At 70.9% G+C, this 18,506-nt stretch carries 16 protein-coding genes and 1 riboswitch; of the genes, 9 read left to right on the top strand and 7 right to left on the bottom strand.

Annotated features, from left to right (window positions below):
• Positions 1-194: 194 nt before the first annotated feature.
• The 5 genes from ACLQ28_RS06420 to ACLQ28_RS06400 all read left to right on the top strand — a co-directional run bounded on the left by ACLQ28_RS06420 (position 195) and on the right by ACLQ28_RS06400 (position 3,714).
• Entirely contained in the window at positions 195-833 is a 639-nt protein-coding gene (locus ACLQ28_RS06420; protein WP_425685243.1) for a transporter, read from the top strand.
• Positions 830-1,141 carry a transcriptional regulator gene (locus tag ACLQ28_RS06415; protein ID WP_425685242.1) on the top strand — a complete coding sequence of 104 codons (312 nt, stop codon included), beginning with the start codon at positions 830-832 and terminating at the stop codon, positions 1,139-1,141. Before ACLQ28_RS06420 ends, ACLQ28_RS06415 begins: the two co-directional genes overlap by 4 nt.
• Complete coding sequence (locus tag ACLQ28_RS06410) at positions 1,138-2,106, top strand: ABC transporter ATP-binding protein (RefSeq protein WP_425685241.1); 969 nt, start codon at positions 1,138-1,140, stop codon at positions 2,104-2,106. Before ACLQ28_RS06415 ends, ACLQ28_RS06410 begins: the two co-directional genes overlap by 4 nt.
• 10 nt (positions 2,107-2,116) lie before the next feature.
• Positions 2,117-2,854 (top strand): ABC transporter permease, encoded by a 738-nt coding sequence (locus tag ACLQ28_RS06405; protein ID WP_425685240.1) that lies wholly within the window; start codon positions 2,117-2,119, stop codon positions 2,852-2,854.
• 95 nt (positions 2,855-2,949) lie between these two features.
• Positions 2,950-3,714, top strand: a complete 765-nt coding sequence (locus tag ACLQ28_RS06400) for a VOC family protein (RefSeq protein ID WP_425685239.1) — start codon at positions 2,950-2,952, stop codon at positions 3,712-3,714.
• Between the two features lie 119 nt (positions 3,715-3,833).
• On the opposite strand, the gene ACLQ28_RS06395 is transcribed toward ACLQ28_RS06400, so the two are convergent.
• The 4 genes from ACLQ28_RS06395 to ACLQ28_RS06380 all read right to left on the bottom strand — a co-directional run bounded on the left by ACLQ28_RS06395 (position 3,834) and on the right by ACLQ28_RS06380 (position 9,021).
• Positions 3,834-4,631, bottom strand: a complete 798-nt coding sequence (locus tag ACLQ28_RS06395; protein WP_425685355.1) for an ABC transporter ATP-binding protein — start codon at positions 4,629-4,631, stop codon at positions 3,834-3,836.
• Positions 4,632-4,678: 47 nt separating this feature from the next.
• Positions 4,679-5,707, bottom strand: coding sequence for a FecCD family ABC transporter permease (locus ACLQ28_RS06390; RefSeq protein WP_425685354.1), 1,029 nt, complete (start codon positions 5,705-5,707; stop codon positions 4,679-4,681).
• A 138-nt stretch (positions 5,708-5,845) separates the two neighbouring features.
• Positions 5,846-6,775, bottom strand: coding sequence for an ABC transporter substrate-binding protein (locus ACLQ28_RS06385; RefSeq protein ID WP_425685238.1), 930 nt, complete (start codon positions 6,773-6,775; stop codon positions 5,846-5,848).
• Between the two features lie 111 nt (positions 6,776-6,886).
• A riboswitch (cobalamin riboswitch) is annotated at positions 6,887-6,952 on the bottom strand.
• 188 nt (positions 6,953-7,140) lie between these two features.
• Complete coding sequence (locus ACLQ28_RS06380; RefSeq protein WP_425685237.1) at positions 7,141-9,021, bottom strand: M14 family zinc carboxypeptidase; 1,881 nt, start codon at positions 9,019-9,021, stop codon at positions 7,141-7,143.
• A gap of 211 nt (positions 9,022-9,232) precedes the next feature.
• On the opposite strand from ACLQ28_RS06380, the gene ACLQ28_RS06375 reads away from it, so the two are divergent.
• Positions 9,233-10,570 (top strand): C39 family peptidase, encoded by a 1,338-nt coding sequence (locus tag ACLQ28_RS06375; RefSeq protein WP_425685236.1) that lies wholly within the window; start codon positions 9,233-9,235, stop codon positions 10,568-10,570.
• Positions 10,571-10,665: 95 nt separating this feature from the next.
• On the opposite strand, the gene ACLQ28_RS06370 is transcribed toward ACLQ28_RS06375, so the two are convergent.
• The 3 genes from ACLQ28_RS06370 to mqnE form a co-directional block, all read right to left on the bottom strand.
• Entirely contained in the window at positions 10,666-10,983 is a 318-nt protein-coding gene (locus ACLQ28_RS06370) for a DUF4229 domain-containing protein (RefSeq protein WP_425685235.1), read from the bottom strand.
• Between the two features lie 73 nt (positions 10,984-11,056).
• The gene (locus tag ACLQ28_RS06365; RefSeq protein ID WP_425685234.1) at positions 11,057-11,494 is read right to left on the bottom strand and encodes a hypothetical protein; all 438 of its coding nucleotides are present in this window, start codon (positions 11,492-11,494) and stop codon (positions 11,057-11,059) included.
• A 23-nt stretch (positions 11,495-11,517) separates the two neighbouring features.
• The gene (gene mqnE / locus ACLQ28_RS06360; protein WP_425685233.1) at positions 11,518-12,687 is read right to left on the bottom strand and encodes an aminofutalosine synthase MqnE; all 1,170 of its coding nucleotides are present in this window, start codon (positions 12,685-12,687) and stop codon (positions 11,518-11,520) included.
• Positions 12,688-12,923: 236 nt separating this feature from the next.
• On the opposite strand from mqnE, the gene ACLQ28_RS06355 reads away from it, so the two are divergent.
• The 3 genes from ACLQ28_RS06355 (at position 12,924) to ACLQ28_RS06345 (ending at position 18,412) form a co-directional block, all read left to right on the top strand.
• Positions 12,924-14,501, top strand: coding sequence for an NlpC/P60 family protein (locus ACLQ28_RS06355; RefSeq protein ID WP_425685232.1), 1,578 nt, complete (start codon positions 12,924-12,926; stop codon positions 14,499-14,501).
• A gap of 96 nt (positions 14,502-14,597) precedes the next feature.
• On the top strand, positions 14,598-16,232 hold the full coding sequence (locus ACLQ28_RS06350) for a hypothetical protein (RefSeq protein WP_425685231.1): 1,635 nt from the start codon (positions 14,598-14,600) through the stop codon (positions 16,230-16,232).
• 305 nt (positions 16,233-16,537) lie between these two features.
• Entirely contained in the window at positions 16,538-18,412 is a 1,875-nt protein-coding gene (locus ACLQ28_RS06345; protein WP_425685353.1) for a DEAD/DEAH box helicase, read from the top strand.
• The last annotated feature ends 94 nt before the right edge of the window (positions 18,413-18,506 follow it).

Here is an 18,506-nt window from a genome sequence, read left to right as displayed (position 1 = left end):
GCTGGCGAACGCCTTCAGCGCCTCCGGCTGGACCTCCAGCTGATTGCTCGGGCTCGACACTGACCCTCCCCTGTGTCCTGTGCGACGGATCAGCCGCTACGCCTCCCCACCATAGGCACCCCCACCGCGATCGATTACCCCGCCCGAGACGTCAGGGGCATCCAGCGTTGACTTTGTTGCGTAAAGTTCTTTGCGTGGACCCCGACGACGACTTGCCGCCTGAGGACGCCGCAGCGGCGCTCCGGCTCATCGAGGATCAGCGGTCTGCGACCGTCCGTCGGCTCGATCCCGACGCCCGTCTGGTCTACTGGCCGTGGGGAGTTGCCTGGCTGGTGGGCTTCGGGCTGTTCTTCCTGCGGTTCTCCCCCGATGATCGGGAGCTGCTCCGGCTGCCGAGCTGGCTGCCGCTGACCGTTCTCTACGCGCTGCTGCTGGTTGCCGCAATCGTCCAGACGACGGCCGGCGCGCGGGCCTACGGGCAGGTGACCGGCGCCTCCGCCCGACGTGGACACTGGTACCTCTGGGCCTGGGGCCTAGGATCCGTGAGCGTCTACGCGGGACTCGGCCGGGTCTCTGAGCACCTGCCACACGACCTGGCGGCGCTGCTCTGGTCGGCGACCGCCGTCGGGCTGACCGGCGCGCTGCACATGGCCGGCGGAGCGATCTGGCTCGACCGGGACCTGTTCCGGCTGGGCATCTGGATCAGCGTGCTCAACGTGGTCGGTGTGATCGCCGGGCCGGGCTGGCACGCACTGGTCGTGTCGGTGGCCGGCGGCGGTGGGATCCTGGTCGCTGGCGCAATCGCCCGACGGCGACAGCGAAACCGCCGATGACCGAATTGGACCCGGTCATCCACGCACAGGCCCGGCTGCGGGTGGTCGCCAGCCTCTCCGCACTCGGCGATGGTGACCGGATCGCGTTCCCCCGGTTGCAGGAACTGCTCGCGATGACCGCCGGCAACCTCTCCGTGCACCTGCGCAAACTTGAGGACGCCGGCTACGTGGAAATCAGCAAGACCCACCGTGGACGCACCCCGGCAACCCTGGTCTGGCTCAGCCGGCGGGGTCGGCTGGCGTTCGAGGAATACACCGAAGCGATCCGCACCCTGCTCGACCCCACCCAGTCGAAGGAGCATCCATGACCCTCGCCCGCGCCGACCAGGCCAGTCGCCGGTATGGCGACGTCCTCGCCCTCGACCGCGTCGACCTGGAAGTCCATGCCGGTGAACTGGTCGGCCTGCTCGGGCCGAACGGCGCCGGCAAGAGCACCCTGATGAACCTGCTGGTAGGTCTGCGCCGCCCCAGCTCGGGGCGGGTCGAGCTGTTCGGCGGCGACCCCCGCGACCCGGCGACCCGGCGGCAGATCGGGGTCACCCCGCAGGAGACCGGCCTGCCGGGCACGCTGCGGGTCGGCGAGGTCGTCGACTTCGTCTCCGCGCACTACCCGGACCCGGTGCCCCGAGGGGAGTTGCTCGACCGCTTCGGTCTTGGCGATCTCGGTAAACGGCAGACCGGTGGGCTCTCCGGTGGGCAGCGCCGCCGGTTGGCGGTGGCGCTCGCGTTCGTCGGCCGGCCCCGGCTGGTGCTGCTCGACGAGCCGACCACCGGCCTGGACGTGGCCGCCCGGCACACCCTGTGGGACGCGATCCGCGCGTTTCACCACGACGGCGGCACCGTGCTGCTGAGCAGCCACTATCTGGAGGAGGTGGAGGCACTGGCCCACCGGGTGGTGGTGATTGGTCAGGGCCGGGTGCTCGTCGACGACACCGTGGACGCCGTGCGCGGCATCGTCGGCGTACGCCGGGTCAGCCTGGTCGCCGACCAACTGCCCGACCTGCCGGGCCTGGTCCGCACCGAGCGGATCGACGGCCGGCTGCACCTGCTCACCACCGACGCCGACGAACTGGTCCGCGCGCTGGTCACGGCCGGAACGGCCTTCAGCGACCTGGAGGTACGGCCGACCTCGCTGGAGGAGGCCTTCCTCGCCGTCACCAGCGGGGACCAACCCGCCGGGGGCCAACCCACCGCTGAGAGCCAGCCCACCACCGCCGCTGCCGGCGGCCAGCCCACCACCGCCGCTGCCGGCGGCCAACCCACCACCATCTGAGGAGGCGACCGTGCAGCTAGCTCTGGTCCACGCCCGCTACCAGCTTCTGGAGATCATCCGGATTCCGGTGGCCGTCTTCGGCAGCGCGTTCTTCCCGGCCGCCGCCATGATCTTCTTCGTGGTCCCGTTCGCGGGGGACGACGCGACCGGCGCCACCTTCGCCACCGCGTCGATGGTCACCTTCTCGGTGATGAGCGCCAACATCTTCCAGTACGGCATCGGCGTCGCCGAGGATCGCGACCAGCCATGGAACCCGTACACCCGGACCTTGCCGGCCGGGCCGGCACCGCGGTTCGCCGGCCGGGTGCTCGCCGGCCTGGCGCTTACCTACCTCTCGCTGATCCCGGTCGTGGTGATCGGCGCGACGCTGACCGCAGCCCGAATCAGCCCGGTGGAGTTCCTGTTGGCCGCCGGCACCGTGGCCGTCATCTCGGTGCCGTTCACGCTGATGGGGCTCGCCATCGGCTACTCGCTGCCGAGCAAGGCTGCGATCGTGGTGGCGCAGGTGGTCTTCCTGCCCCTCGCGTTCGGCGGCGGCCTGCTCTCCGCGCCGGGTGAGGCACCGGGGTTCATCGAGACGATCGCGCCGTACCTGCCGACCCGGGGCGCGGCGGAGCTGATGTGGGCGGCGGTCGGGGACTACCGCGTCCAGCCGATAGCGCTGATCATGCTCGGTGTCTGGGTCGTGGTGCTCGCATCGCTCGCCGGCTGGGCCTACCGGCGAGACGAGGGTCGCCGGTTCAGCTGACGATTCGTCCGTTTCCGCCCCGAACGGCGGCGGGACGGTGCCAGGATTCCGGCAGGGGGTCGTCGTGACCGCCCGGGCCGAGAGGGGTCTTGACCGTGAGCACCGTCCCGCCGGGTACGCCCTGCTGGGCCGACCTGGCCACCCCGGACCTGACCGACGCGCGGCGCTTCTACCCGGAGTTGTTCGGTTGGACCGGCCGGGTGACACCGGAACCTGAGGCGGGCGGCTACACCGTCTTCCTGCTCGACGGCAAGCCGGTGGCCGGGGCCGGACCGCCAGCGATCCCGGACCAGGTGCCCATCTGGTCGACGTACCTCGCGACCGACGACGCGGAGCTGGTCGCCGGTCGGGTCGAACGGGCCGGCGGGCAGGTGGTCGTGCCGCCCTTCGAGGTCTTCGACCGAGGCTGGATGGCGGTCTTCGCCGACCCGGCCGGCGCGACGTTCAGCGTCTGGCAGCCATTGGCGATGGCCGGCGCCGAAGTGTTCAACGTGCCGGGCGCGATGAGCTGGAACGAGCTGGTCACCCCCGACCCCGAGGGCGCGAAGGTCTTCTACGAGCTGGTGTTCGGTTGGCAGCCGGACGACCAGCCGGTCGGCGAGATGACGTACACCGGGTGGCGGCTCGGGACGCAGATCGTCGCCGGGATGATGCCGCCACTGGCCGACGACTTCCCGGCCGACCTGCCCGCGTACTGGACGGTGTACTTCGCGGTGGCCGACGCGGACGCCGCGGCAGCCCGCGCCGCCGCACTGGGCGGGACCATCCTCGTTCCGCCACGTGACATCCCGGCGGGCCGGTTCGCAGCCCTACGCGACCCCCAGGGCGCACTCTTCTCCGTAATCGACCTAGGCCCCTAACGGACCCCCACCCCCACCCCACCCCACTGTCGAGCCCGGCGATCATGAGGTTGACGGGCACCTTCGCCCTATTTGCGCTCGCAAACCCCATGATCAAGCGTCAGGCGGGTGGGGTTGGGTCAGGCGGGGTGGGAGTTGGGGCGGGGTGGGCGGACGGGGACCACCAGGGGGCCGTGGGTGCCGGGGACTACTCGGACGCTGGCCCGGTAGTGGGTGGCGAGCAGGTGCTCGGTCAACACCTCGGACGGGGTCCCGGCGGCCACCACCTGACCGCCTGCGAGCAGCACCATCCGGTCGGCGTACTCACCGGCCAGGGAGAGGTCGTGCATCGTGGCGAGGACGGTCAAACCATGCTCACGGCGCAACTGGTCGACCACCTCCAGCACCTCCTGCTGGTGGCCGATGTCGAGAGCGCTGGTCGGCTCATCGAGCAGCAGCAGCGTCGCACCCTGGGCGAGCGCCCGGGCGAGGAACACCCGCTGCCGTTCACCCCCGGAGAGGGTCACCAACTCGCGGCGGTCGAAACCAGTGAGGTCCAACCGACCCAGCACCTCGTACACGGCATCGACGTCGGCGGTCGACTCCCGTCCCAGCGCCGGGATGTACGGGGTGCGGCCGAGCAGCACGTAATCCAGCACCGACATGCCGGGCGGCACCACCGGGGACTGTGCCACCGTGGCCACCACCCGGGCGCGGTCCCGGCGGCGCAGCGCGGCACTCGCCGTACCGAACAGGGTGATCGCCCCGGGCGGCGCGGGCAGCAGGCCGCCGACGGCCCGCAAGAGGGTCGACTTGCCGGCGCCGTTCGGGCCGATCACGGTGACCCACTCGCCGCCGGCGACAGTGAGGTCGACGCCGGCCAGGACCGGCGCGCCGTCCAGGCTGACGTGCAGCCCCCGCACCTCGACGGCCGGCACACCGCCGTCGACCGGCCGGCCAGCAGCGGACGCGGTGGATTCGGGACTCACGTGAGCGCCCGTCGGGCGGTCCGCAGCACGAGGACGAAGAACGGGCCGCCCAGCAGGGCGGTCACCACCCCGATCGGCACCTCGGTCGGAGCCGCGGCGGTGCGGGCCACCACATCGGTCAGCGCCAGGAACGCACCGCCGAACAACAGTGACATCGGCAGGATCACCCGGTAACTCGACCCGGCCAGCAGCCGGACGGTGTGCGGCACGATGATGCCGACGAAGCCGATCAGCCCGGTCGCCGAGACCGCCGCCGCAGTACCCAGGGAAGCGGCAGCGATCAACAGGTACCGGGTGCGCTGCGGGTGCAGGCCCAGACTCCTCGCCTCGTCGTCACCGACCGCGAGGACGTCCAACTCGCGGCGGTGCAGCAGCACCACCACGGTGGTGAGTGCGGCATACGGGAGCACCAGCAGCACGTCATGCCATCCGGCGGTTGCCAACCGACCGAGCAGCCAGGAGTAGACCGGCTGGATGCTGTCGGAGTTTCGTTGCAGCAGGTACGTCTGCCCGGCGGAGAGAAAGGCGGACACCGCCACCCCGGCCAGGATCAGCATCGCCGGAGACCCTCTGCGCCCGCCGGCAGCGCCGAGCACATAGGTCATCGTCACAGCGAGCAGTGAACCGGCGAACGCGGCCAGCGGGATGGTAATCGGCAACCCGGAGATCGAGCCCTGTCGGCCGGCACCGCCGAGGGCGATGGCCGCGGTGACCGCGAGGCCGGCGCCGGCAGCCACACCGAGCAGGTACGGATCGGCCAGCGGGTTGCGGAACACGCCCTGGTAGCAGCCGCCCGCGAGAGCCAGCAGACCGCCGACGAGCAGGCCCAGCACCACCCGGGGCAGCCGCAGCTCGGTGACGATCGCGATCTCACGCTCGGACAGCCCGCTGTCGAGGTGCACCCCCGGGATCAGGTTGAGCAGCTCGGCGGCGACACTGCCCGGAGGCAGGCTCACCGGGCCGAGCGACACCCCGGCGACGAGCGCGACGAGCACCGCGAACACCCCGGCGACCAGCCACCGCATGCGCAGCCCCGCAGGCCGGGCGACCGACTGCGGGGCTCGCAAACCCGGCTCACTCCTCGCGCTCACCGAGCCACCCACATTCGCGACTGCGGGGCTCGCAAACCCGGCTCACTCCTCGCGCTCACCGAGCCACGGGGGTCACGCGGGCACCTTGACGACCGCGTCGATGATGACCCGGAGCAGGTCCACGACGCGCGGGCCCCAGCGGGAGGCGATGTCGTCGTCCAGTGCGACCACCTGGTTGTTCTTCACGGCGGTGAGCCCAGCCCAGCCGCTGCGCGCCTTGACCGAGTCCGCGTTCTGCTGGCAGCACTTGGAGTCGGACAGGAAAACGAAGTCCGGGTCCGCGTTGACGATGAACTCCTGGGACAGCTGCGGGTAGCCGGCGCTCTTGCCGTCCGCGTCGGCCGGGTCGGCGATGTTGGTCAGGCCGACCAGGCTGTAGAGCGAACCGATGAAGGTCTTGCTGGTGGCGGTGTACAACTCCGGGCCCAGCTCATGGAAGTAGGTGAGCTTCTCGGCGCGTTGCGGCAGGTCCTTGACCAGCTTGGCGATGTCGTCCTTCATTCGGGTGGCGACGTCGGTGGCCTGGTCGGCGTGCCCGGTCAGCGTGCCCAGCTCGGTGATCTGCTTGTACGAGTCGTCAAGCGTGGTCGCCGCCGGGGTCAGGTAGACCGGGATCTTCAGCTTGCCGAGCTGCTCGACGACCTTGTTCCGGTCGTCGGAGATCACCACCAGGTCGGGGTTCTTGCCGGCGATCGCCTCAGCGTTGGGCTGGAAGCCGGACAGGTCCGTCTTGGGCGCCTCGGCCGGGTAGTTGGACTGGCCGTCAGCGGCGGTCACCTGCGGGCCGGCACCGATCGAGAAGAGCATCTCGGTCGCGGTGGGCGACAGCGAGACGATCTTCTCGGGGCGCTTGTCGAGGGTGAGCGCACCGACCGTGACCGGGTAGGCAGCGGCTGCTGTTGCGGTGCTCGGCTTGTCGTCGGCCTTCTCGGCGCAGGCGCCGAGGGCGAGCGCGGCAACCGCGAGGGTCGCGGCGAAGAGTCGAGGGGTACGTCTGAACATAGGGGCCTCCTGTCGGTCGAGGAGTGTGGTGCTTCGCCGACAGGGACTTTCGTACGCCCGCCCACGAGGCGCCCTTCCTCGAGAGCGCGTATCGCGACCGATCCGAGGCGACCTGGCTCGTCCCCACCCTCGGGTGGGGCATCACAGTTGCGGGACAGCGCCGGGTTTCGCACCGGCTTCGCTGCGGACTTGTCGCTAAGACGGTAGCGCACCGTCGCGACGTGCCGGATCGTTCACGGGCCGATCGTCACGAGTCGATCCGCCTGAGTGCCGCAGAGCGGGAGCTGAGGGGCAAATGTCCGGGATCCTGGCGTTCAGAAACGGGTGGTGGGGCCCCGTCGTGGGCGGGACGGGACCCCACCCGATCAGGAGGACGTGATGGTGACGTTGTCCACAGCCGCCTCCACCAGGCTGGCACCGGAAGAGTCCGCCGCCTCGACGAGGATGCGGACCGACTGGCCGGCGTACGGGGTGAGGTTGAGGTTGGCCACCGCCCAACTCCCGTTGCGGTTGGACGCCGCGCCGGCCTGAGTGAACAGCGCGGTGGTGCCGCCGTTGTGCACCACGCTCACCCGCAGGTAGTCCGCCGACGAGGCGTTCGAGCCGTGCGCCAGGTACCACGCCAGCGAGAGCGTCAGCGTGCCGGACGACGGCAGGGTCACCGCCGGGGACCGCGCACTGGTCACGCCGCCGTCCACGTCGTAGTCACCGGCCGCCGAGCCGGCGAGCCGGCCGGTGACCAGGTCGTTGGCACCGGCGTACGGGGTGAGCTGCTTGGCGCCGGAGGACGTGGTCGCCTGGGCGGCACCCCGTTCGAACGCCCCGACGGTGGCGGTGTCGGTGCCGGCCGGGTTGATGGTCCAGCCGGTGGCGGTCTCGAAGGTGTCCGACCAGACCGTTGTGCCGCCACCACCACCGCCGCAGTACTGCGCCTGCTTGCCGATGGCCCGGTACGGGCAGTCGGCGTACTCACTGAGGATCAGCACCGCCTCCCGGTTGCGCGAGGTCTGCGCTCCGATCACCTCGTCGGGCGGGTAGAAGCCGCCGCCGCCGGACGAGCCGGGATACATCTCGAAGGTGTACGCCCAGATGTTGTGGGTTGCCCACAACCAGTCGAGGCTGTCCCCGTCGGTGATGTAGAGGTCGCTGGACTGCTCCGGGGTGTAGTTGTTGGTGGCCGCCATCTGCTGGCCGATGGTGGCGAAGGTGTTGTACTGGTCCGCGCTCATCCCGGTCGCGGTGTTCGCGGTGGTGTAGCCGTAGGGCCAGAGCACCAACTGCGAGTACGTGTGGAAGTCGATGTTGGCCTTGATCTGCTGCACTCCACCGACCACCCGGCCGTTGACGAAGTTGCGCAGCGCCTGCGTTTCGGGTGCGGAGAACGCCGACGGCCCCCGGTAGGTCTCCGACGAGGTGCTGCCGGACGAGCCGCCGCAGCAACCCCAGTTGTAGCCCCAGTTGCGGTTCAGGTCGGTGCCGACGTTGGACGAGCCGCTGTTGGGCTGCCGGTTCTTGCGCCAGGACCGGTACGACCCGGTGGCGATGTCGTATTCGCTGCCGTCCGGGTTGACCGTCGGGACGATCCAGATCTCCCGGCTGTTGACGATGTTGGTGATCCGGGAGTCACCGCCGTAGCTGTCGGTGAAGAGGTTGAGCAGGTAGATCGCCATCTCGACGGTCAGGTGCTCACGGGCGTGCTGCTGGGAGTTGAACAGGATCTCCGGCTCGGCCTCGTCGGTGCCGACGTTGTCGGAGATCTTCACCGCCATCAGGTCGCGGCCCTCGTACGACGAACCGATGCTGATCTTGCGAGCGATCGCCGGGTGGTCGGCGACGACCTGGTTCACGACGGCGGTCAGTTCCGCGTAGTCGTGGTAGTTGGAGTCGGCGGGCGGGAAGGCCAGCGTGCCCACCCCGTCGGCGCCGCGCTCGGCGTTGGGCGGTGGGGCGAGCGGTTCGAGCCGGAAGCCGAGTTTGCCGATCGCGGCGGCCTCGACCGCAGTGGCCGAGATGTGCAGCACCCCGTGTTCGGAGTAGTCGATGGCGGCTCCGGTGCGGGCCACCGCGTTGCGGTCGGCGAGGGTTCGAGGTCCGAGGACCCGATAGCCGGCGGCGGCCGGCTCGGCGGTCCGGTCCGGTGCCGGTCGGGCGGCGACCGGACCCGCGGCGACGGTGACGATTCCCAGCCCGGTGACGACGGCGAGCACCAGGACGCGGCGGAGAGGGATTGGCGTGCGGAGGGCCATGGACTACCTCCTCGATGGGCGGGAGATCCCGCTCGGTGAAGGACACTTCACCACCCGTCACATGGTCATATCAATATTGATCACTGTCTAATGCATCCCGAGCTGATCATCCCTGCGGCAATGGTTTTCCAAGCTTGAACATATGGCGAAACTTCTCTCCAAGCGGAAAACTGGCCAGCGACGATGCCCCTCTCGACACCGCGGAGCACTCATGGCCAGATCCCGCTTGCGCGCGGCCGCCATCGCCGGCGTCACCGCACTCACCCTGTTTGCCACCACCGCACCCGCGACGGCGGGCCGCCCGCCCACCCCCAGCCACGACGAACAGATCACCTACCAGGACTGGTCCGGGCCCGCCGACTGGCACCGGGGCAGCCGGGCCGGCACCCGCGTGGTGCCCGGTGCCCGCGCGGGCCTCACCCTGGCCCGCCCCGCCGGCACCACCGAGTACGCCGACCCGCACACCGGCGCCACCCGCACCTGGGAGTACGGCACCTGGACCTCACCGGTCACCCGGATCGGGTTCGACGCCACCGAGCTGATCGCCTCGTGGAACGCGGAAACCCCCGCCGGCACCTGGATCCAGGTGGAGATGCAGGGCAGATACACCAGCGGCGACCAGACCCCGTGGTACGTCATGGGTCGCTGGGCGTCCGGCGACACCGACATCAAGCGGACCAGCCTCGACGGGCAGGGCGATCCCTTCTCGTCGATCTGGACCGACACCTTCAGCATCGACGACGCCGCCGCCGGGGTGCTGCTGCGGTCGTACCAGCTGCGGCTGACCCTCTACCGGGCACCCGGGCAGACCGCCGCGCCGGTGGTCCGGATGCTCGGCGCGATGAGCTCCACCGTGCCGGACCGGTTCACCGTGACGCCGAGCGCCGGACACATCGCCTGGGGCGTCGAGCTACCGGTGCCCCGCTACTCACAGAACGTGCACGCCGGGCACTACCCCGAGTACGACGGCGGCGGCGAGGCGTGGTGCTCACCCACCTCCACCGAGATGGTGGTCGAGTACTGGGGTCGCAAGCCGTCAAAGGCCGACACCTCCTGGGTGGACCCGACCTACCCCGACCCGACGGTCAACCACGCCGCCCGGTCGACCTACGACTACGAGTACGACGGCGCCGGCAACTGGCCGTTCAACACCGCGTACGCGGCCAGCTTCCCCGGCCTGGAGAGTCGGGTGACCCGACTGCACTCACTGGACGAGCTGGAGCGTTTCATCGCCGCCGGCATTCCCGTCGTGACCAGCCAGTCTTTCCTCGCCAGTGAGCTGGACGGTGCGAACTACGGGACCTCTGGGCACCTCTTCGTGGTGGTCGGCTTCACCGCCGACGGCGACGTGATCGTCAACGACCCGGCCTCGTCCAGCAACGACGTGGTGCGCAACGTCTACAAGCGTGCGCAGTTCGAGCAGATCTGGCTGCGGACCAAGCGCACCAACGCCAGCGGCGGCGTCTCCGGCGGCTCCGGTGGTATCGCCTACCTGATCAAGCCGCTCCAAAAGCCCTGGCCCAAAACCCCCGGCTCCACCAACTGGTAAAACCCCAACCCCGACTGCTCCCCCACCCCGCCGAACGCAGGTTGATCAAGAGGTTTGCGTCACCAGATCGGCTGTCGGTGACGCAAACCTCTTGATCAACGCGAAGGTTTGTCGGTGGGGTCGGTGGGCGGGGTGGGGTCGGTGGGGGTGGTGGGGGTGGGGGTGGTGGGGTCGTCGCCGGCTAGGGCTGAGCGGAGGCGTTCCTTTTCGGTACGGCGGCGCTCGGAGGCGCTGGCCATCTCCTCGGCCATCTCGTCCCGCCAGCCACGCAGCAGAAAGAAGGAGAGCGCGGCAGAGAAGACCAGTGCCAGCATCAGCTTCAGGAACACGTTCATGTCGATCAGCCAGAGGGCCGCCAGCACGGCGACGAACAGCCCGATCCGGCCCAGCGTGTACTTGAGCGCGGCGCTCACCTGCACCACTCCGTTCTCTCCGTCACCCGCCGGTGCCGGCGGAAAAGTCGATCCGCCCAGCGGGCGGTCACGGTCAGCCGGTCCGGCGGGCCAGCCAGCGGACGCCCGGAAACCAAACCGTCGCGTACGCCACTGTGAACGCCCCCGCCGCCAACGCGCCGGAGAGCAGCGGCGGCAACCCGGCGCCCAGACCAGCGATCAGCAGCCCGACGAACACCCCGACGGCAGCGGCGACCACCGCCGCCACCACCCGGGCCGCGCCGAACCCCCAGGCCCGGAAATCGTCCCAGAACAGCCAGGCGGGCAGGATCACCGCCAGCCAGCCGTTGGTGTGCCCGAAATCGCCGGCGCCGGCCGAGGCGAACCCCCACTCGAACAGCACCAACGCCAGCACGCCGATGACCAGACCCGCCAGGCACACCCCGAGCAGATCGCCCAGGGTACGGATGCGCCCCTCGTCGTCCCGGCGAGGAAACCCGCTCTGCTGCTCAGAACTGCGTTGCTCGGTCATCGACTGCGAGAGTACGTGGTGACTCAGGCCCAGACCTGCTGCGGCTCAGCGCGCCGCTCGGCCAGCGACGGGGCCTTGTCGTACTCCCGGACCACGTTGTAACGGGTGTCCCGTTCGACGGGCTGGAAACCGGCATCCCAGATCAGTTGCAGCAGGTCCTCGCGGTGCATGGTGTTCGGGGTGCCGTACGAGTCGGCGTCGTGCGTGATCTTGTATTCGACGACCGAGCCGTCCAGGTCGTCCACGCCGAAGTTCAGAGAGAGCTGGGCCACCGACAGCCCGTGCATCACCCAGAAGTTCTTCACGTGCGGCACGTTGTCGAAGAGCAGCCGGGAGACGGCGAACGTCTTCAACGACTCGGCCGGCGAAGCCATCGTGGTGCGCGCCTGGATCCGGTTACGGATCTTGCCGTCGGCCGAATCCACGAAGTCGTGCTGGTAGCGCAGCGGGATGAAGACCGCGAAGCCACCGGTCTCGTCCTGCAGCTCCCGCAGCCGGAGCACGTGGTCGACCCGGTGCCGGGGCTCCTCGATGTGGCCGTACAGCATGGTCGCCGGGGTTTTCATGCCCTTGCTGTGCGCAAGGGCATGGATGCGGGACCAGTCCTCCCAGTGGCAGGCGTGGTCGACGATGTGCTGCCGGACCTCCCAGTCGAAGATCTCCGCGCCACCGCCGGTCAGCGACTCCAGGCCGGCGTCCATCAGCTCGTCGAGGATCTCGTCGGCACTCAGACCGCTGATCTTCTCGAACCACTGCACCTCGGTCGCCGTGAAGCACTTGAGCTTGACGTTCGGCAGCGCCGCCTTCAGCTCACGCAGCACCTTCGGGTAGTAACGCCAGGGCAGCGTGGGGTGCAGGCCGTTGACGATGTGCAGCTCGGTGAGCTGCTCATCCTCCATCTCCTTGGCCTTGCGGACCGCCTCGTCGATGCGCATCGTGTACGCGTCCTTCTCGCCCGGCTTGCGCTGGAACGAGCAGTACGCACAGGACGCCGAGCAGACGTTGGTCAGGTTGAGGTGCCGGTTGACGTTGAACATCACCCGGTCGCCGTTGAGCTCGGTGCGCTTGTGGTGGGCGAGCCGCCCCAACCAGGTCAGGTCGTCGCTGTCGTAGAGGGCGACCCCGTCCTCCCGGGTCAGCCGTTCACCGGCGTACACCTTCGCTTCGAGCTCACGCTTGAGTCCGGCGTCCATGGCACGTCCCTTCCACCTGCGGTCCCGATCGAGAGTACGTCGGGGCGCCGACAACCCCAGCGGCACGGTCGGCGGCGACCTACTTCACCTAACTCTCAGCCTCCCGTAACCCCATCACGCATCGACAAGGGTGGCGAGGTGCGGTAGTAACAAGATGGGGCGGAACACACACACTGGTACCGTCCCGACGGCCGTGCCCACCGAGCGCGGCGACGAGCGGCGGGACGGGGAGCGGCATGGTCGACAGCGAGCGCGGGCGACGGCAGCGACGACGGAGCCCGGTGATCTCGCCGGTGCTGCGTCCGAAGCTCTGGGCCGCCCTGCTCGGCGCGATCGCCGCCGCAGTGCTGGCCACCCCCGCGTACGCCGAGCCTGGGGTGCCCACGACCGTGCCGGACACCGGCTCCCGCCCGCAGGCGGTCGGCGCGCTTCAACTGCCCGGCGGCCCACCCGTCGCTGGTGTGCCGGCCCCACCGATCGGCAACATCGGCACCGGGCCGCTGGCCGCGCAGATCTACGCCGCCGAGACCGAGGTCGGCACACTCGGCGAGGCGCTTCTGGAGAGCCGGCAGAAACGCACCGAGGCGCAGGCCCAGCTAGAAGCTGCCGGCAAGGTGCTCGCGACCACGCAGGACGCCCTGCTCCGAGCCCAGCAGGCGGCCGAGGCTGCCGCCGCGGACGCCGTCAGGGCTGCCGCCGCGCTGCCGCCCGGCGAGCTTGCCCAGGAGATCCGTGGGCTGAGCCGCCTGCAGCAGATCACTCGCGGCGAGAAGGTCGACGGCGGCACCACCGGAGTGGCCGGGGAGTTGGCCCGTGCCCGTGTCAATGAGCAGGACGCCTACCAGAAACACACCCAAGCCAAGGACCTGCTCGCCGCCGCCGAGGCGAAATTCACCGCAGGCGAGACGGCGCTCCGCACCGCCGAGGCGAGTCTGCTCAAGCTGCGCCGGGACAACGCCGCCCAGCTGATCGCCATCGAACGCCTGCAGGAAGCCACCGAGCAGCAGATCGGTGCCGGGTACGTCAACAACCAGAACATCAGCGGCATGGCCGCGCACCCCCGGGCGCTGGCCGCGGTCCGGTACGCGCTCGCGCAGCTCGGCGATCCGTACAAGTGGTCCGAGGAAGGGCCGAACCAGTTCGACTGCTCCGGCCTGATGTGGGCGGCCTACCGGTCCTCGGGTGCCGACTACTTCGACCTGCCCCGGGTCGCCCGTGACCAGTACGCCGCCACCCGGAGCCGGACCGTTCCGCAGAGCGCACTACTCCCTGGTGATCTGCTCTTCTTCGCGTCCGGCAGCAGTTGGACGACGATCCACCACGTCGGCATGTACATCGGCAACGGCAAGATGGTGCAGGCGCCCACCACCGGCGACGTCGTCAAGATCTCGGTCGTCGGCTGGTCCCGGCTGTACGCGGCCACCCGGGTGATCGGCGCAGTGCCGGCACCGATCGTGACCATCCCAACGCTGCCGGTCACCACACCGAAGCCGACGCCCACACCGAAGCCGACGCCCACACCGAAGCCGACGCCCACCCCGAAGCCGACGCCCACGCCCACGCCGACCACGAAGCCGACACCGACGGGGTCAACCACTCCGAAGCCCACCGGCAGCGCGACGCCGACGCCCAAGCCGACGCCGACGCCCACGCCCACGCCCACGCCGACCAAGGGCACCTCGCCGACACCGACGAACACCCCGACGACCATGCCCTCGGCACCGACCAGCGCCCCGGGCAGCACCGCCCCGACGACCACGCCGAAGGCCAGCACGAGCGCGACGGGCAGCGGCAGCGCCAGCGCCACGGGTTGATCCGCCACGACCGGCTCCGGCTGTCCGCTCGGGAAGATCTGTGGCACCGTGGCAACCAGGCACATCCGACTCGACGTCACGGGTCCGGGTGCGAGCATGGCGCGGAGGGCGGAGATGGCCGAGCAGAATGATCCGGCGGAGACTTTCGACCCCGTGGTCGACCGAGCCGACCCGCCCAGGCCAGGCACCGCCGACCCGGTGCCCCCCGTCGACGCCGACCCGGCTGCCACCGGCGCTGATTCGGCTGCCTCTGACGCCGGCCCGGCCACGAGCGGCACAGCCGCGGCCACCCCTGACACCAGTGCCGCCGACGCCTCCGCCGTCGTTGCCACGGACGTTCCCGAGCCGGACGCCCAGCAACCAGCGGCCACCGACCAGGACGCCCAGCAACCAGCGGCCACCGACGTGGGCGCCGGACAGCCGGCGACCGCCGACGATCGTCCGAACCAGGCTGCCGCGCCGGTGCGAGCCCGCGCCAGCGTCTCGACTGCCGGGGCTCTCCGCAGTGATCTGCCGGCCAGTTCCCCGGTCACCGCAACCACCTACCGTGCGACCGGCTCGCCCGACCCGGCCGATGTCGCGTTGCCCGGACAGCGGCCCGCCGATGTCGCGTTGCCCGGACAGCGGCCCGCCGATGTCGCGTTGCCCGGACAGCGGAACGACTCAGCCCCGCCGGCCCGGGCCAGCGCCACGGTTCCCGGCAGCAGCCGGCTCACGGCCGGTGCCATGGGCACCCCGGCCGGTCGGGGGAGCACGCCGGCCGTCTACCGAGCCGGGCCGGTGAATCCCGAGCCGGCCCAGCCGCCTGAGCCGGCCCAGCCGCCGACGCCATCGACTCCGGAGCCGGGGCCGGCACCCACGCCACCCGGCCCTGGGCCGACCCAGCCGACACCACCCGAACCGGAGCCCGCACCGACCCCGGGTCCGTACCCGCCCAGCCCGATGCCGACGCCGGGGCCCCGACCCACGCCGCCGCCCGGTCCGGTTCCGCCCGTCCCGGGTCCACCTGTCCCGCCGCCCTCGCCGATGCCGCCCATCCCGGGCCCTCCGGCACCGCCCATCCCGAGCCCACCCGTGCCGCCACCCGGTCCGCCGGTGCCCACGCCACCAGCCCCGCCCGGCCCGATGCCGGCGCCGCCGTTCCCGCCGCCGCCGGCGATGACCGACACGCCCGGCGTACGAGCCAACGCATCGATTTCCGCACCGCCGGCCGGGTGGCCGTCCACCCCCGGGACGGCACGCCCGACGACCGGCGGGGCGTTCGCTGAGACACCCGCCCCTGCCTCGCCGGTGGTACCCGCGCCAGCGCTGCCGAGCTGGCCGCCGTCCACCGCCGGCGCTTCCCCGTTGAACGGGAACGGCAGCCGAAACTCGCGGATGACCGTGCCGACGGGCAGCTCTTCGGGTAGCTCCGCTGGACAGGGTGTGGCCGGTGCCCGTGGGCGGCACGGCGGTGGCTCTGACCTGGCCGGCACCGTCTACGGCAGCGGCGAGGGGCCGGGTTTCACCACGATCGCGATGCCCGCCAACGCGGTGGAGAATTCCGGCTCGCTGACCGGGCACATCCTGGCCCAGGGCTGGTCGGACGCACCGGCCGAACGGTCCAGGAACACTCGGGTGATGATCGTCCTGGCCGCCGCTCTGGGGCTGCTGGTGGCGATCAGCGTCATGGTCGTACTGCTCGCCGGCGACGCCCTGGACGGTCTGATGGGCAGCGTGCTCAACGGGTGAGCCGCCGAGTGGGGACGATGGTGAGTCCGCCCACTACCGTCGGGCAACCGGCTGGCGGCTTCGCCAGATCGCCGTACACTGGCTGAGATCACTGACCCGGCGCGCGTGGTGTGCGCCCCTGGGCGATCTTGCGGGCGATCCGGCGGCACAGCCGCGGCAGGCCATCGCGAAGATGCGCCCCGCTCGAAAGGCTTTTGTTGACCACCTCTGCTGACCACAGCACCGTTACGTCCGTTTCCAACCCGGCCCCGGCGACCGACAGCACTCGGGAGCCGCTCGACGCTTCCCCGAACGAGGCCGGCGCTCTGCCGGCAGGGACCGCTCCGACGGAGACCGCCGCCGATCCGATCAGCTTCGCCTCGCTCGGCCTGCCCGAGCCGCTGGTGCGCGCGCTGGCACAGCAGGGCATCACCAGCCCGTTCGAGATCCAGCGGGCCACCGTTCCGGACGCGCTCGCCGGCCGCGACGTGCTGGGCCGCGGGCAGACCGGTTCGGGCAAGACGCTCGCCTTCGGTCTGCCGATGATCGCTCGGCTGTCCAACCGCAACCGGGCCCGGCCGATGCGTCCGCGCGCCCTGGTCCTGGTGCCCACCCGCGAGCTGGCCATGCAGGTCAACGACGCGCTGGTGCCGCTGGGCAAGTCCGTCGGCATCTTCCTCAAGACTGCCGTCGGCGGTGTCCCGTACGACCGTCAGATCGACGCACTGCGGCGCGGCGTGGAGATCATCGTGGCCACTCCGGGCCGGCTCGGCGACCTGATCGAGCGGGGCATCTGCCAGCTCGACGACGTCGAGGTCACGGTGCTCGACGAGGCCGACCAGATGGCCGACATGGGCTTCCTGCCCGAGGTGACCGACCTGCTGTCGAAGACGCCCGCAAACGGGCAGCGGCTGCTCTTCTCGGCCACCCTGGACGGTGACGTCGACGCGTTGGTCAAGCGGTTCATGACCGACCCGGTGACCCACTCCACGGCGCCGTCCACCGCATCGGTGTCCACCATGGACCACCACATGCTGTTGATCCCGCCGCACGAGAAGTTCCCGGTGGCGGCCTCGATCGCTGCCCGTGACGGCCGGACCATGGTCTTCGCCCGCACCCAGCTCGGGGTGGACCGACTGGTCGAGCAGCTCGCGGCCGTCGGCGTACGCGCCGGTGGGCTGCACGGCGGCAAGACCCAGCGGATGCGTACCAAGACGCTGGCCGAGTTCCGTGAGGGCCGGATGAACGTGCTGGTCGCCACGGACGTGGCGGCTCGGGGCATCCACGTCGACGGGGTCACCCTGGTGCTGCACGTCGACCCGCCGAAGGACCCCAAGGACTACCTGCACCGCGCGGGGCGCACCGCACGGGCGGGCGAGTCTGGCGCGGTCGCCACGCTGGTGCTGCCCAAGCAGCGCCGCACCACCCTGGCGATGATGGAGAAGGCCGGCGTGGCGCCGGCCGAGAGCCGGGTCCGGGTCGGCGACCCGGCGTTGGCCGAGCTGGTCGGTGCCCGCGAGCCCAGCGGCGTCCCAGTTCGTGTCGAGGCTGAGCCCCGGGGCTACGGCGACCGCTCCGGCGGATCGCGTCGCTTCGACGACCGGGCCGGGGGCCCGCGTAGGTTCGGCGACCGCACGGGCGGCGAGCGCCGTTACGGCGACCGCCCCACCGGCGAGCGGCGTTACAGCGACCGCCCCCAGGGCGACCGCCAGTACGGCGACCGCCCGCAAGGCGAGCGACGTTACAGCGACCGCCCTCAAGGTGACCGCCAGTACGGCGACCGCCCCACCGGCGAGCGACGTTACAGCGACCGCCCCCAGGGCGACCGCCAGTACGGCGACCGCCCGCAAGGCGAGCGACGTTACAGCGACCGCCCCCAGGGTGACCGCCAGTACGGTGACCGGCCGACCGGCGAGCGGCGTTACGCCGACCGGGACACCCGGGGTTACGGTGACCGGCCGCAGGGCGAGCGTCGGTTCGGCGACCGGCCGCAGTCCGGTGACCGGGACGGCCGGGGTGACCGGCCGACTGGCGAGCGGCGCTTCGGCGACCGGGAAACTCGGGGTGGCTTCCGCCCGGAGAGCCGTGGCCGGGACGACCGGCCGCGCGACGACCGGCCGCGCGACGACCGGCCGCGCGACGAGCGGCCGCGCGACGACCGGCGCGGTTTCGGCGGGCGACCGCCGGCGCGCACCCACTGATCCACTGATCCACCGAACGCCGTCGCGGAGCCCATGCTTCGCGGCGGCGTTCGCGCATGCGCTGCCGTTGCCGGCCCGGTCGCGTAACGTCCGG

The sequence above is a fragment of the Micromonospora sp. DT201 genome, from assembly GCF_049841575.1.
GTDB lineage: Bacteria > Actinomycetota > Actinomycetes > Mycobacteriales > Micromonosporaceae > Micromonospora.
The sequence above is the reverse complement of the archived record's forward strand: the minus strand, read 5'-3'. Positions and strand labels throughout refer to the sequence as shown.

Bases quoted from the DNA above. Each gene is read 5' to 3' on its own strand.
- ACLQ28_RS06415 (WP_425685242.1), top strand. From the start codon at position 830: ATGACCGAATTGGACCCGGTCATCCACGCACAGGCCCGGCTGCGGGTG.
- ACLQ28_RS06410 (WP_425685241.1), top strand. From the start codon at position 1,138: ATGACCCTCGCCCGCGCCGACCAGGCCAGTCGCCGGTATGGCGACGTC.
- ACLQ28_RS06390 (WP_425685354.1), bottom strand. From the start codon at position 5,707: ATGCGGTGGCTGGTCGCCGGGGTGTTCGCGGTGCTCGTCGCGCTCGTC.
- ACLQ28_RS06385 (WP_425685238.1), bottom strand. From the start codon at position 6,775: ATGTTCAGACGTACCCCTCGACTCTTCGCCGCGACCCTCGCGGTTGCC.
- ACLQ28_RS06380 (WP_425685237.1), bottom strand. From the start codon at position 9,021: ATGGCCCTCCGCACGCCAATCCCTCTCCGCCGCGTCCTGGTGCTCGCC.
- ACLQ28_RS06375 (WP_425685236.1), top strand. From the start codon at position 9,233: ATGGCCAGATCCCGCTTGCGCGCGGCCGCCATCGCCGGCGTCACCGCA.
- ACLQ28_RS06365 (WP_425685234.1), bottom strand. From the start codon at position 11,494: ATGACCGAGCAACGCAGTTCTGAGCAGCAGAGCGGGTTTCCTCGCCGG.
- mqnE (WP_425685233.1), bottom strand. From the start codon at position 12,687: ATGGACGCCGGACTCAAGCGTGAGCTCGAAGCGAAGGTGTACGCCGGT.
- ACLQ28_RS06355 (WP_425685232.1), top strand. From the start codon at position 12,924: ATGGTCGACAGCGAGCGCGGGCGACGGCAGCGACGACGGAGCCCGGTG.
- ACLQ28_RS06350 (WP_425685231.1), top strand. From the start codon at position 14,598: ATGGCGCGGAGGGCGGAGATGGCCGAGCAGAATGATCCGGCGGAGACT.